A 13,400-nucleotide genomic window follows, 5' to 3' on the forward strand; every position below is an offset into this window, starting at 1 on the left:
CTTATCCTAAGTTTACTCTTGAGAATGCAGTAACCTCAACATCACCTAAAGATTTTACATACTGAGCAACAGTTTGCTTACTATCTTTAATGAATGCTTGGTTTACTAAAGTATTGTCTTTAAAGAAACGCTTGATTTTACCTTGAGCGATTTTATCTAACATTGCTTCAGGCTTACCTTCTTGGCGTAATAAGTCTTTTGCAATTTCAATTTCTTTCTCAATAGTAGCAGCATCAACACCTTCTTCGTTTAAAGCAACAGGGTTCATTGCAGCAGCTTGCATAGCAACGTCTTTTGCAACAACGTCAGCACCATCTACACTAGCAGATAAACCAACTAATGTAGCAATTTTGTTACCAGCGTGAATGTATGATCCTACAAATGGAGCTTCAATTTTCTCAAACGCGTTGATCTCAATTTTCTCTCCAATTACACCAGTTTGCTCAATTAATTTTTCAGCAACTGTGATACCATCGAAATCAGCAGCTAAAAACTCTTCTTTTGATGCAGCTTCTAAAGCCATTTCAGCTAAACGGTTAGCTAAAGCAACAAAATCATCATTTTTACCTACGAAATCAGTTTCACATCCTAATACAATAGAAGCACCAACAGTGTTATCTGCATTTACTTTTGAAATAGCAGCACCTTCAGTTGATTCTCTATCAGCTCTTTTAGCAGCAACTTTTTGACCTTTCTTACGTAAGATCTCAATTGCTTTGTCAAAATCACCATCAGCCTCAACTAATGCTTTTTTACAATCCATCATACCAGCACCTGTGGTAGTACGTAATTTTTTTACGTCTGCAGCAGAAATATTTGCCATTTTTAATTGTGTTTAAATTGGTTAAAGACCATCTTTTCAGATGGTCTCAACCTTGTTAATTTATGCTTTAACTTCTTCTTCTTTCTTTGGAGCAGCTTTAGCAGCAGCTTCTTTGTTTGATTTTCTTTGAGCTAAACCTTCAGAGATAGATTCAGTTACAATAGACAATACTTTGTCAATTGATTTTGAAGCATCATCATTAGAAGGAATTACAAAGTCAATCGCACTTGGGTCAGAGTTTGTATCAACCATTGCAAAGATTGGAATGTTTAATTTCTTAGCTTCTGCAACAGCAATGTGTTCTTTCTTTACATCTACTACAAACAATGCACCTGGTAAACGTGTCATATCAGCAATAGAACCTAAGTTCTTTTCTAACTTCGCACGTTGACGGTCGATTTGTAATTTTTCTCTCTTAGAAAGTGCAGCAAAAGAACCATCAACTTTCATTCTATCAATTTGAGCCATTTTTTTAACAGCTTTTCTAATTGTAGCGAAGTTTGTTAACATACCACCTGGCCAACGCTCAGTAATGTAAGGCATGTTTACACCATTAGCTTTATCTGCTACGATGTCTTTTGCTTGTTTTTTAGTTGCAACAAAAAGGATTTTTCTACCTGAAGCAGCGATTTTACCTAATGCTTTAGCAGCTTCTTCCATTTTTGCAGCAGACTTGTAAAGGTCAATAATGTGAACACCATTACGCTCTGTATAAATATACGGAGCCATACTTGGGTTCCATTTTCTAGTTAGGTGACCAAAGTGTACACCTGCGTCTAATAATTCTTTAATATCAATGTTTGCCATTTTATTTTAGTTTACGTTCTTAATCTTAGCAATAATTAAGTAGCCTGTTTAAGAGTCTTAATTATTTAGATGCTAAACTTTAACAACATTATTTATAATATGCCTTTCGGCTTTAGAATTTAATAATTTGAAAAACGTATAAAAAATACCTTGCAATAAACGATTAACGTTTAGAGAACTGGAATTTCTTACGTGCTTTCTTCTGACCGTATTTCTTACGTTCAACCATTCTTGGATCACGTGTTAATAATCCTTCTGGTTTTAAAATGTTACGGTTTTCAGCATCAATTTCACATAATGCTCTAGAGATAGCTAAACGAATAGCTTCTGCTTGACCAGTAACACCACCTCCAAATACATTTACCTTAATATCGAAAGCTTCTTCGTTATTAGTTAATGCTAAGGCTTGTTTTACTTTATACTTTAAAGTACCTGTTGTGAAATAGTTGTCTAACGCTCTACCGTTAATTACAATCTCACCTTTACCTGCTGAAAGATAAACACGCGCTACGGCTGTTTTTCTTCTTCCTATTTTATGAATTGTATCCATTGCTTATCTAAGATCGTTTAAGTTAATAGCTTTTGGTTGTTGAGCTTCGTGTGCGTGCTCAGTTCCAGCATATACATATAGATTTCTGTATAATGCGCTACCTAATTTGTTTTTTGGTAACATACCTTTTACTGCTTTTTCAATTAATCTCGTAGGATCTTTTTGAAACATTTCTGTTGCAGTTAACGATCTTTGACCTCCTGGATAACCTGTGTGTCTGATATATGTTTTATCAGCCCACTTTTTACCTGTCAAATTAATTTTTTCAGCGTTGATAATTACAACGTTGTCTCCACAATCTACGTGTGGAGTGTAGTTTGGTTTGTACTTACCTCTAATTAGCATTGCTACTTTAGAAGCTAAACGACCCAATGTCTGTCCGTCCGCATCAACCACTAACCACTCTTTATTTGCAGTAGCTTTGTTCGCTGATACTGTTTTGTAACTTAATGTGTTCATACACTATTAGTTTTTGTTTATGTTAATAACTCTATTTTATCCCTCTCAAAAGGGAGTGCAAATGTACAAACTTTTTAATAGATAACAAACAGTGTTTCAGTTGTTTTTTTTAAAAGCAACATTAAGTTAATATTGAACTTATAAATCATTGTTTTTCCCATTTAATTATAGGTGATCTCATGTCGCTTCAGAGTGAATTAATTACACAAAAAAAGCTTCAGAGAATTCTGAAGCTTTTTTTGTTTTACTTTGTGCGGGCGGAGAGACTCGAACTCTCACGCCGCGAAGCACTAGATCCTAAGTCTAGCGTGTCTACCAATTCCACCACGCCCGCAAAGTGGGTGCAAATATACACAATACTCTAAAAATGCAAAGAAGATTGTAATAAAATTAAAATGTTTCTGTTACCATTACTATCTTACTGCTTCTCTATAGTAAAATAGTCACCGCTCCGCATTTTAGTAGTTTTAAATTTACGAGATTTAATTTTACATAATAATCTTGTTAGATATTTATTCAAATTAATTTTAAATATTAGACTTTTATTTGTGATATTCTTTAAGAATTTTTTTAAGAGTCTTGCTTATTGCATTATAATTAGGTAACTATTTTGTATGTGAAATTCAGGAAGTTTCCATCGAAGAAATAATATCGATTATAATCTTCGTTATTAGGACACATTGGAATTAATAAAATTCGTTTTGTGTTTAATCATTTATTTAGTAATGATTACTTAAGGACTTTGTAATTTTTGATAAATTGATTCAATAAAAAAGCTTCAGATACAATCTGAAGCTTTTTAAATTCACAAAAGTAGAGTGATTAAATTTCTTTAATTTCGGCGATAGGTGCATTTGTTTTAATAGATGAAATTCCATTTTCCATACCTGATTCGCCACTATACATTTGACTAGTGCCAATTATTTGGCCATTTGTAGCTTTTAAATTAAAATAAAACTTCCCGTTTTTTGCAATTTTCCTTTCAAATAAATCGTCATTCGTTCCATTTTTCTTGACAGATTCAGCACCATTCAAAGCACCTGCTTTACTAGCATATGATTGACTGGATAGGATTACTTGCCCATTTTTGGCTTTTAATACAAAGTGAAAACTCTCTCCACTTTCTTTTTGTTTGATTTCGAACATAACAATCTGATTTTAAATATTGTAAATAACTTTAAATTTAGTAAAATAAATCGTTTGAATTCATTTTTTTATTAAAATAAAAAAATGTAACAGATATTCGGAGATCTTAAAAAGATACGATAATACAATTCTTAGATACTTAGTAATCCTTTTCTAACAATTTGATTTGCCTTTATTTTAAAGCTTAGGTTTTAACAATATTTTTTCAAATCCTTCAGCTTTATCCAATTGATCTAAAATGGCAATCATTTCCGCAGGAGGTATTGTAAGCTTACGAATTTTTAAATCCATCCAAGCTCCGTATATTTCAATCTCAGCGGCAATTACCCCGTTTTCTTTTATTATCTGATGTTTGAATTTAAAACGCTCACACTTTTCAGAAGAAGCTGTAAATAATAGGTTTACTTTAATATTCTCACCTAATAATATTTCTCTAAAAAACTTGGTGTTTTCTGAAAATAGCACTGGGCCAATATTATGCTTTACAAAATCGGCCATAGTAAAACCAAACTGGTTAAAAAAACGAGCCCTTACTTCTGCTGCGTAATCGTTATATGCAGTGTGACGCATATGTGCGTTGGCATCAAAATTTGCCCAAATTGTAGGGAATTCAACCTCAAAAGTCATAAATCAATATTTTAGATGGCAAACTTAGGCATTATTAACTAGAAAAGCCTCCTCTTTTGAAGAGGCCTAATGATTGATAATTACAATTGTTACTCCAGCGAAGTTTCGCCTTCATTTGGATTGTATACATAATTAAATGTATAATATCTGCTTTCTTCTGCACCTGTTGGATTATCTGCAGCAACCTTATAGTAAGAAAGAATCTCAACTTTTGCATATTTGCCATCACGAGTTCTAAATACTAAGATTTTACCTGCAGTTGGAGAAATTAAGTGTGAAGGTGGACCAGCATATGTATACCATCCATTTCCGCCACCAGATGAAATTGCGAAGCCTTCAGCCCTATCTTGTTCAACATTTTAAGCGAATTAAAAGGAGGAGATGAGTTCAAAGCAACCATTCAAAAAAATGAAGAGTTCCATTTACCTATAAATATAGAACATGTATTTATAATATCAAATGGTACAGGTATTGCTCCGTTTTTGGGGATGATAGATGAAGTAAATGCCAACATAAAGTCAATTTTATTTGGGGAGATAGAACCAGTACTTCGTATGATTTATATGAGCGTGAGCTTGAGGCATTAATTGATCACAAAAACATTTCAGTTAATAAGGCATTTTCAAAAGAAGCAACTAAAACGTATGTACAAGATGTAATCTCTGAACAAGCGGAATATGTCGCAACATCTTTAAAAGAAGGTGCAGTATTTATGCTTTGCGGTTTTGTAGCAATGCAAAAGGGAGTGATGGAAACTCTAGATCACATTTGTTTGGAGCATCTCGAAATCTCGATAGAATATTTTGTAAAGAAAGGTCAGTTGTTGTCTGACTGTTATTAAGCTTTTACATCTAAGGCATCTCGTAAGGCATTTCCTGTAAGCATAAATGCCAGCACTAAACTCATAATGGCTAAGCCAGGTATAACAGCTAGATACGCTTTTCCAACAATTATATAACTGTAATGATCTTTAATCATGGCGCCCCAAGATGGAGTAGGAGGTTGTGCACCAATACCTAAGAAACTCAAACCACTTTCTATTAAAATTGCAGCTGCAAAATTTGCTGCAGAAATCACAATAAGTGGTGCAGTAATATTGGGCAGAATATGTCTAAAAATAATTCTAAAATCACTAAATTCTAAAACTTTTGCTGCCTCAACGTATTGTTGGTTTTTGGCGGATAAAATTTGACCTCTTACAACTCTTGCAACTTCTACCCACATGGTTAAACCAACTGCAATAAACACTTGCCAGAATCCTTTGCCTAAGGCTAGCGTAATTGCAATAACCAATAATAATGTAGGTATTGACCAAGTAATATTAATTAACCACATGATTAAGGCGTCTATTTTGCCACCGTAATATCCCGCCGTTGCTCCTAAACTAATGCCTATTACTAAAGAAATAAATACAGCAATAAAACCAATAAAAAAAGATATACGTGTGCCAACTAAAATTCGGCTTAACAAATCACGACCAAATTTATCTGTTCCTAATCTATATGTTTTGGTAACAATGTAAGAGCTGGGGTCATTATTAGAAAAAAAGTTTAATGAATAAGAAGCTGTTTTAATATTGTCAGTTTCAGAATACAAAACTACTTCAAGTGCATTGCCTACAATCTTATATGAATTAATTGGGATTTGTGTTACAGGTTGTTCTTTCCCATTTAATAAAAAGCTAATAAAGGATTGTTCCGATATTTCTGCAGGAATTTCTAAAATATCAACTTTAAATCCAGGTGGTTTTGAATGCAATTCAATATGCATTTGATTGGCATTGCTACTATTATCAGGAGCAATGGTGTAGCAAAAAATAGCGATTAATCCGCAAAGTACGATATACCAAAAACTGAACACTCCGACGGTGTTTTTCTTAAACCGTCGGAGTGCTAATGTTGTTAGTGATGTAGCTGTATTTTGCAAGTGTTCCTTTTTATTGCGATAAAAATACTAATAAAAAGGGCTTAGTTTTTAACTACAGTATACTTCTTTTTAATTTCTAAATCTCCTAAAATATTCAAGCCTTCTTCAATGTGCGCATCTTTAGCAAGGTTATTATGCCACACTTCACGTTTTTTACCTAAAATAGAATCTTGAGCTACCAAGGTAACTTCATATTCTGGCGACCTAAAAGATAAATCTGTTTGATAGTCTCTTAAAGCATCAAATTTCTGACTTTCTTCAGCATGCCTTTCTAAATCTTTACTATATGTCTCAAAGTTTAAATATACCGTGTTGTCATCACGCGTTTTTTTCAACCATTTAGCATTTTCTTCAATTAAAATGAATTGTTGGTTTTTATTAATGCGCTCTATACTGTTCATTACAACTTCGTCAAAATTGGCATATTTATCCCATTTTGTATAGTTGGCCTTTTTGATTTGATCCCATGGTAATGGGTTGTCAAAATCTTTTTCTCCAACATCCATATAACCGTATCGAGAAGGTAAAATTACATCTGGTTTCACTCCTTCTAATTGTGTAGAACCACCATTAATTCTGTAGAATTTTTGAATAGTTAAAGTCATACCACCAAGGTCTTCTTCGTAGTTGTAATAGCGATTCAAATCCATTACTGTTTGAACGGTACCTTTACCATATGTTTGTTTACTACCTATTACAACGGCTCTACCATAATCTTGCATTGCTGCTGCAAAAATTTCTGAAGCAGATGCAGATAATTCATTGGTTAAAACTACCATTGGGCCATCGTATAAAATAGACTTATCTCTGTCTTTTTGAACAATTGGCTGCTCTCCTTTATATTTTACTTGTACTACAGGACCATCTTTAATAAATAATCCCGCCATTTCAATTACTGCAGGTAATGAACCTCCTCCATTATTTCTAAGGTCAATCAATACACCATCAACATTTTCTTTCTTTAATTCTTTAATTTCTTTGGCCATATCTTTAGCACAATTACGAGCATCACGATCATTAAAATCAATATAAAAACTAGGTAAATTAATTACGCCGTATTTTTTTCCTTCTTTCTCTACTATACTAGATTTAACAAAGGTTTCTTCAATTTCTACAACATCTCTAATAATAGAAATTACTTCTATAGAACCATCAATTTTTTTAAGTGTCAATCGAACTTCAGTGCCTTTTGGGCCTTTAATAAACTCAATTGCGTCGTTTAATCGCATACCCACAATATCAAGTGGTTCTTCTTCGCCTTGTGCCACTTTTAAAATGATATCGCCCACCTCTAACTCTCCAGCTCTCCACGCAGGTCCACCAGAGATTAATTCAGACACTTTTGTATAATCATTTCTTTGCATTAGTCTAGCACCAATACCTTCTAATTTACCAGAAAGTCGCTCATCAAATTGTTTCTTGGTTCTTGGAGCGAAGTAAGATGTATGTGGGTCAAAGGCCGCAGTAATACTATTTAAATAAGTTGCAAACCAATCGTTATGATCAAAATCGTCCATTCTGTCGTAGAAGTCGTCGTAGTTTTCTTTAGTACTTGTTCTCGCCTCTTCTTCCAATTTTAAGAAGTTAACAGAAGTCATATCAATATTTTCAGGTTTGAATTGCTGCTGGTATTTTTTGACCGCATTGGCTGTATTTCGACCATAAACACCATCAGCCGTTCCTACAGATATACCATTATCAACTAATATTTGCTGCACTTTTTTTACTTGGTCAGCCTCAGGATAGTATTCAGAGAAATTAAAATCTGGATCTGCAAGATTAGTTCTGAATTCTTTTTCGAAATTAGAAATAACGTCAGCGTCACCAAAATCTCCGGTACTCACCCTATCGTAAATTCTTGAAAGCGTACTAAATTTTAACTGCTTTCTCCAAAGTTCTGCTAATTCTTCCTTATTTGCAGCAAAACCTTTATTGTCTGAATTTAAATCAAAAGTTTCGACTTTTGTAAAGTCATAAGGTTTATCTAAAATAGCTACATAATATTCTTTTGCTTCATCTACTCTTTCTAAGAAGCGTTTGTATACTACATTAAAAAACTTGATTTCGTCTTTTTGAATTTGATTGTCAATTTTGTACTTAAAGGATTCAAAATCTTCTATATCTGAAGCCAAAAAATAACGTTTAGCAGGATCTAGTCCTTCTATAAAATTATTAAATACCTCTTCAGAAAAATCATCGTCTAAAGCATTAGGTTCAAAATGATTGCTGGCTAATAAATTTTTAAGTAAATAAACGAGCACTTTATCTTTATCATTATTGTTGTTGGCAACAGAAAAACTTACTAAAGTAAGTGCTACTAAAAAAAATGGAATTAAAAATTTAATTGGTCTTTTCATATCTCTCCAAAGATTACATCTACATTAATACTTCACTAAAATACTATGATTTTCATCAAAGTCAATTTTTTGTATTTGTTTTTTACGATATCCAAATACTAATTTCTACTTAGCAAAAGGCGTGCTAATTTTTAAGCTTCTGTAAAGGTTGGTGTTAAAGTTTTTACAAAACTTACAAGTAGCCCTTTGTTTGAAGAGAATTAAAGCAATGATAGCGAATGTTCTCATCTTCGTGTCTTTAATAAATGTTAAAATTATTAGGCGACATGTTGTCATAAAATTATAGTAATTTTGTAGTGTAGAGTACTTCTAAAAATATGCAAGAAAAGCCCTTAATTTTAGTAACAAACGACGATGGTATTACTGCTCCTGGTATTCGTAAGCTTATAAGTGTTATGAATAAAATTGGAGATGTAGTTGTTGTTGCGCCTGATAGTCCGCAAAGCGGAATGGGCCATGCAATAACAGTAGATGCTACATTAACCTTAACCCAAATCACAGTTGATGATGGTCCGCAAAAAGAATATCAATGTTCTGGCACACCTTCAGATTGTGTTAAAATGGCTATTCGTCAAATTTTGAAAAGAAAACCAGATATATGTGTGTCTGGAATTAATCACGGTTCTAATGCCTCAGTTAATGTGATTTACTCTGGAACCATGAGTGCAGCTATTGAAGCGGGCATTGAAGGGATTCCTGCTATCGGATTCTCTTTGTTGGATTATAGTTGGAATGCTGACTTTAATCCGGTTATTAATATTGTAGAGCAACTTACAAAACAAGTATTGAAAGAAAAGCTCCCAGAAGGAGTGGTTTTGAATGTTAACTTTCCAAACATTTCAGAGTTTAATGGAGTAAAAGTTTGTAGACAAGCCAGAGGAAATTGGGTTGAAACCTTTGATAAAAGAACAAACCCAATGGGAAAAGAGTATTTTTGGTTGGCAGGTAGGTTTGAATGTTTAGATAAAGGTGAAGATACCGATATTTGGGCATTAGAAAATGGATATGTTTCTGTAGTACCAACACAATTTGATTTAACAGCACATCATTTTATACAGAAACTTAATAATTGGGATTTAAAATGAAAAAAGATATTGTTACAGGATTTATAGTTGCTTTATTGGCCACAGCTTGTGGTGTGTTTATTTATATGCAATTTATCTCAAAATTTGGGTTTCAAGAAACCCTTGCTATGATGGAACATACCGAAGTATTTGGCAAAATAGTTACTCTAGGTGCCATACCAAATCTTTTTGTGTTTTCTGTTTTTATCAAAAAGAAACAAGATCAAAGAGCTAAAGGTGTGTTGATAGCAACCATTATATTGGCAATCTCTTTATTGGTTTTAAAGTTTTTCTAAATGAAGTATTATATCATTGCAGGCGAAGCTTCGGGGGATTTACATGCATCCAATTTAATGAAAGCTCTTTCAAAAGAAGACGTTAATGCAGATTTTAGATTCTGGGGTGGCGATTTAATGGGGGCAGTAGGCGGTACTTTGGTAAAGCATTATCGCGATTTGGCTTTTATGGGCTTTGCTGAGGTGGTTATGAATTTAAGAACCATTCTTAAAAATATGTCTTTCTGCAAAGAAGATATTCTTGCCTATAAACCGGATGCATTGATTTTGGTAGACTATCCTGGTTTTAATATGCGTATTGCAACTTTTGCAAAAGAACAGGGTATACCAGTTCATTATTATATTTCTCCTCAAATTTGGGCATGGAAAGAAAATCGAATTAAGAAAATTAAACGAGATGTTGATGCCATGTATGTTATTCTGCCTTTTGAAAAAACATTTTATGAGGATAAACATGATTTTCCGGTTCATTTTGTTGGACATCCTTTATTAGACGCCATAGCAGATAGACCTCCAGTAAATAGCGATGTGTTTAGAGCTGAAAATGGATTAAACAAAAAATCAATTATTGCTTTACTTCCTGGGAGTAGAAAACAGGAGATTCGCAAGATGTTGTCGGTGATGTTAACTATGGCGGATAAATTCCAACAATATCAATTTGTAATAGCAGGTGCACCAAGTCAAGAGTATGAGTTTTATCAAGAATTTATTACAACAGACAATGTCAAGTTTGTTTCAAATAAAACCTACGATTTATTATCGGTGTCTTATGCTGCACTTGTTACTTCTGGAACTGCTACTTTAGAAACAGCTTTGTTTAAAGTACCTGAAGTTGTTTGCTACAAAGGAAACTGGATTTCGTATCAAATTGCGAAACGAATTATTACATTAAAATTTATTTCGTTGGTAAATTTAATTATGGACAAACTAGTAGTGACTGAATTGATTCAAGGTGTATTTAACCCAGAACGATTGGAAGAAGAATTGATAAAGATTACAAAAGATGAGCATCGTCAACAAATCTTTAACGATTACTTCGAATTAGAACAAAAGTTAGGCGGTAAAGGTGCAAGCGCCAATACTGCCGAACTTATTGTAAAATCTTTAAACTAAGCAAAATCGTTATTAATTATACGTAATTAGGCTTCTGATTTGCATTAAGAAGCCTCAATTTTCTACAAAGACATCTCCTTTAAAGTAATACTTGCTTAGGTTTTAATCTTCATCAATTTCTTAGCTAGATAAATAGCTCTAGTGGAGGATTTTTATAGCTATTCTATACTGTAAAAGATAAAATGTTAATTTTGAGTTGCTATGAGAAAAATGTTACAGTTTATACCTGTACAACTAACCCTATGCTTGATTGTTGGTATATTAATAGGGTTTTACTTTACAATTGAGTTGCAATTGTTATGGAGTATTATTCCCGTTTTATTTGTTGTTCTTCTATTTCAAGGTTATTGGAAATCTAGAAATCCGTTTAAGTCTGGTTATTATTTTATTACAGTTTGGCTATTAACCATTTCCATTGGAATTTTAATTTTGGAGATGAGAAAACCTGAAAATAATAAAAATCATTATGCTCATTACATCACTTCATCAAATGTTAGCATACTTAAAATTCGAAAAGAATTAAAACCAGGTCGCTACTATAAAAAGTACATGGCAACGGTGAGTCAAGTTGATAGTGTAGAAGTAGAGGGAATAGTTTTATTAAATATAGATAAAGAATACCAAGATAAAATAGTTGTTGGGAGTTCTATTCTAATACAATCTGAGTTTAAGCCAATACTTCCTCCTTTAAATCCGTATTATTTTGATTATAGAAAGTACTTAGAAAAGAAGGGAGTGTATCATCAATTATTTGTAAATACAAATTCCTTAAAAGTTATCAACTCAGAAAAAAGTTCTTTCCTTTCTATAGCTGATCAAGTAAGGAGTGAAGTTCAATCTAAGTGGTTACAGTATAATTTGCCCCAAGAGCAATGGTCTATTGTTAATGCCTTGCTTTTAGGCCAACGCCAAGAAATTTCACCAGAATTATTAGAGCAATACACCAACGCTGGTGCCATACATATTTTGGCAATATCCGGACTTCATGTGGGTATATTGTTATTAATACTCCACTGGTTATTTAAGCCAATTGAGCGTTTTAAATATGGTAAAATATTTAAGTTTGTTTTAATTCTAGTAGTGCTTTGGAGCTATGCTTTTATAGCAGGTTTATCTGCTTCTGTGGTGAGGGCAGTAAGTATGTTTAGTGCTGTTGCTATTGGTATGACTCTTAAAAGAATTACCAATGTGTATAATACACTTACCATTTCTATGTTTTTTCTGCTTTTGATATACCCTTATTTCTTGTTTGATGTGGGGTTTCAACTAAGCTATTTAGCAGTATATGGTATCGTTTGGCTGCAACCAATGTTGTATAAACTGTGGATACCCAAATGGAAATTGATTGATTATTTTTGGAAACTTCTCACGGTTTCAGTAGCAGCTCAATTAGGTATAATTCCATTGTCACTCTACTATTTTCATCAGTTCCCAAGCTTATTTTTTATATCTAATTTGGCTGTTATCCCTCTATTGTTTGTTGTATTAATTGGGGGAATTTTTATTAGTGTTATTTCCTTGTTTGTTGAATTGCCAATTCTCGTTGTGCAACTTTATGGTGAAATAATTGGATTAATTAATGCTATTGTTGGTTGGGTAGCCGAACAAGAGCACTTTTTATTAAAGAATATAAGTATCTCCGTTCCTATGGTGCTTGGGTTATACGTCTTAATAATTGCCTTGTTAAAGTTTTATGAACAGCAAGTCTATGCTAAACTAAAACTATTATTGTTTGTGATTCTCGGCTTTCAATTACTGATGTTTTTAGAAAAAGAACAATTACAGAGTCATAAGGATTTAGTAGTCTTTCATACTTCTAAAAATAGTTTAATCACACATCGAAATGGATCTAAATTACAAGTGTATCATTCCATGCCAATAGAGACATTAGAAGCGCAAAAATTTTGGATTCAATACCAAATTGGCGCTTATACCAAAAACAAAGTGTTTGATAGTATACCTAATGTTTTAGAAACGCCAAAAGGTGCTATGTTACTTGTTGATAGTGTAGGTGTGTATCAAGGCTCATTTAAACCTGAATTGGTGTATTTAAGAAATTCTCCACGAATTAATATGAATAGATTAATAGACAGTCTTCGACCATCTATCATTATAGCCGATGGGTCAAACTATACTTCTTATATCAAAAGATGGGAAGAGACTTGTAAGCAAAAAAATACGCCTTTTCACTACACAGGGCGAAAAGGCGCATATATTTTTAAATGATGTAAA

General features: G+C 33.0%; 15 protein-coding genes and 1 tRNA gene. 7 read left to right on the forward strand and 9 right to left on the reverse strand.

The features are described 5' to 3' along the window. Position 1: 1 nt before the first annotated feature. From tsf to ACYQ5R_RS07565, 7 genes are all read right to left on the reverse strand, one after another. On the reverse strand, positions 2-823 hold the full coding sequence (gene tsf, locus ACYQ5R_RS07535) for a translation elongation factor Ts (RefSeq protein ID WP_460190308.1): 822 nt from the start codon (positions 821-823) through the stop codon (positions 2-4). A 60-nt stretch (positions 824-883) separates the two neighbouring features. Next, positions 884-1,630, reverse strand: a complete 747-nt coding sequence (gene rpsB, locus ACYQ5R_RS07540; RefSeq protein ID WP_460190309.1) for a 30S ribosomal protein S2 — start codon at positions 1,628-1,630, stop codon at positions 884-886. 163 nt (positions 1,631-1,793) lie between these two features. Continuing rightward, on the reverse strand, positions 1,794-2,180 hold the full coding sequence (gene rpsI / locus ACYQ5R_RS07545) for a 30S ribosomal protein S9 (protein WP_460190310.1): 387 nt from the start codon (positions 2,178-2,180) through the stop codon (positions 1,794-1,796). 3 nt (positions 2,181-2,183) lie between these two features. Next, complete coding sequence (gene rplM / locus ACYQ5R_RS07550) at positions 2,184-2,639, reverse strand: 50S ribosomal protein L13 (protein ID WP_460190311.1); 456 nt, start codon at positions 2,637-2,639, stop codon at positions 2,184-2,186. Between the two features lie 252 nt (positions 2,640-2,891). Beyond that, positions 2,892-2,973, reverse strand: a tRNA-Leu gene (locus ACYQ5R_RS07555). A 488-nt stretch (positions 2,974-3,461) separates the two neighbouring features. Beyond that, a complete protein-coding gene (locus ACYQ5R_RS07560) occupies positions 3,462-3,785 on the reverse strand; it encodes a YegP family protein (RefSeq protein ID WP_460190312.1) in 324 nt (107 codons plus the stop codon). A 177-nt stretch (positions 3,786-3,962) separates the two neighbouring features. Further along, a complete protein-coding gene (locus ACYQ5R_RS07565) occupies positions 3,963-4,412 on the reverse strand; it encodes an acyl-CoA thioesterase (RefSeq protein WP_460190313.1) in 450 nt (149 codons plus the stop codon). Between the two features lie 219 nt (positions 4,413-4,631). Here ACYQ5R_RS07565 and ACYQ5R_RS07570 point away from each other — a divergent pair, with 219 nt between their 5' ends. The 3 genes from ACYQ5R_RS07570 to ACYQ5R_RS07580 are packed head-to-tail and all read left to right on the forward strand — an operon-like array spanning position 4,632 to position 5,253. Then, positions 4,632-4,775, forward strand: coding sequence for a hypothetical protein (locus ACYQ5R_RS07570; protein WP_460190314.1), 144 nt, complete (start codon positions 4,632-4,634; stop codon positions 4,773-4,775). Beyond that, the gene (locus ACYQ5R_RS07575) at positions 4,760-4,999 is read left to right on the forward strand and encodes a hypothetical protein (protein WP_460190315.1); all 240 of its coding nucleotides are present in this window, start codon (positions 4,760-4,762) and stop codon (positions 4,997-4,999) included. The genes ACYQ5R_RS07570 and ACYQ5R_RS07575 overlap by 16 nt, the downstream gene beginning before the upstream one ends. Then, positions 4,939-5,253, forward strand: coding sequence for a hypothetical protein (locus ACYQ5R_RS07580; RefSeq protein WP_460190505.1), 315 nt, complete (start codon positions 4,939-4,941; stop codon positions 5,251-5,253). Before ACYQ5R_RS07575 ends, ACYQ5R_RS07580 begins: the two co-directional genes overlap by 61 nt. Here ACYQ5R_RS07580 and ACYQ5R_RS07585 read toward each other — a convergent pair. Beyond that, positions 5,250-6,338: an ABC transporter permease gene (locus tag ACYQ5R_RS07585; protein WP_460190316.1), complete on the reverse strand. Its 1,089-nt coding sequence runs from the start codon at positions 6,336-6,338 to the stop codon at positions 5,250-5,252. The two genes, ACYQ5R_RS07580 and ACYQ5R_RS07585, sit on opposite strands and share 4 nt — an antisense overlap. A gap of 41 nt (positions 6,339-6,379) precedes the next feature. Continuing rightward, positions 6,380-8,695: a carboxy terminal-processing peptidase gene (locus tag ACYQ5R_RS07590; protein WP_460190317.1), complete on the reverse strand. Its 2,316-nt coding sequence runs from the start codon at positions 8,693-8,695 to the stop codon at positions 6,380-6,382. 317 nt (positions 8,696-9,012) lie between these two features. Here ACYQ5R_RS07590 and surE point away from each other — a divergent pair, with 317 nt between their 5' ends. From surE to ACYQ5R_RS07610, 4 genes are all read left to right on the forward strand, one after another. Next, a complete protein-coding gene (gene surE / locus ACYQ5R_RS07595) occupies positions 9,013-9,780 on the forward strand; it encodes a 5'/3'-nucleotidase SurE (protein WP_460190318.1) in 768 nt (255 codons plus the stop codon). Further along, a complete protein-coding gene (locus tag ACYQ5R_RS07600; RefSeq protein ID WP_460190319.1) occupies positions 9,777-10,055 on the forward strand; it encodes a hypothetical protein in 279 nt (92 codons plus the stop codon). Before surE ends, ACYQ5R_RS07600 begins: the two co-directional genes overlap by 4 nt. Beyond that, a complete protein-coding gene (gene lpxB / locus ACYQ5R_RS07605; protein WP_460190320.1) occupies positions 10,056-11,168 on the forward strand; it encodes a lipid-A-disaccharide synthase in 1,113 nt (370 codons plus the stop codon). A 201-nt stretch (positions 11,169-11,369) separates the two neighbouring features. Next, on the forward strand, positions 11,370-13,394 hold the full coding sequence (locus ACYQ5R_RS07610) for a ComEC/Rec2 family competence protein (protein WP_460190321.1): 2,025 nt from the start codon (positions 11,370-11,372) through the stop codon (positions 13,392-13,394). Positions 13,395-13,400 lie beyond the last annotated feature (6 nt).

Source organism: Urechidicola sp. KH5, assembly GCF_054661455.1.

What these genes read in the sequence shown, in the direction of transcription:
- surE (WP_460190318.1), top strand. Translation starts at nt 9,013, where the DNA reads ATGCAAGAAAAGCCCTTAATTTTAGTAACAAACGACGATGGTATTACT.
- rpsI (WP_460190310.1), bottom strand. Translation starts at nt 2,180, where the DNA reads ATGGATACAATTCATAAAATAGGAAGAAGAAAAACAGCCGTAGCGCGT.
- ACYQ5R_RS07590 (WP_460190317.1), bottom strand. Translation starts at nt 8,695, where the DNA reads ATGAAAAGACCAATTAAATTTTTAATTCCATTTTTTTTAGTAGCACTT.
- ACYQ5R_RS07600 (WP_460190319.1), top strand. Translation starts at nt 9,777, where the DNA reads ATGAAAAAAGATATTGTTACAGGATTTATAGTTGCTTTATTGGCCACA.
- ACYQ5R_RS07610 (WP_460190321.1), top strand. Translation starts at nt 11,370, where the DNA reads ATGAGAAAAATGTTACAGTTTATACCTGTACAACTAACCCTATGCTTG.
- tsf (WP_460190308.1), bottom strand. Translation starts at nt 823, where the DNA reads ATGGCAAATATTTCTGCTGCAGACGTAAAAAAATTACGTACTACCACA.
- ACYQ5R_RS07565 (WP_460190313.1), bottom strand. Translation starts at nt 4,412, where the DNA reads ATGACTTTTGAGGTTGAATTCCCTACAATTTGGGCAAATTTTGATGCC.
- ACYQ5R_RS07560 (WP_460190312.1), bottom strand. Translation starts at nt 3,785, where the DNA reads ATGTTCGAAATCAAACAAAAAGAAAGTGGAGAGAGTTTTCACTTTGTA.
- rplM (WP_460190311.1), bottom strand. Translation starts at nt 2,639, where the DNA reads ATGAACACATTAAGTTACAAAACAGTATCAGCGAACAAAGCTACTGCA.
- lpxB (WP_460190320.1), top strand. Translation starts at nt 10,056, where the DNA reads ATGAAGTATTATATCATTGCAGGCGAAGCTTCGGGGGATTTACATGCA.
- rpsB (WP_460190309.1), bottom strand. Translation starts at nt 1,630, where the DNA reads ATGGCAAACATTGATATTAAAGAATTATTAGACGCAGGTGTACACTTT.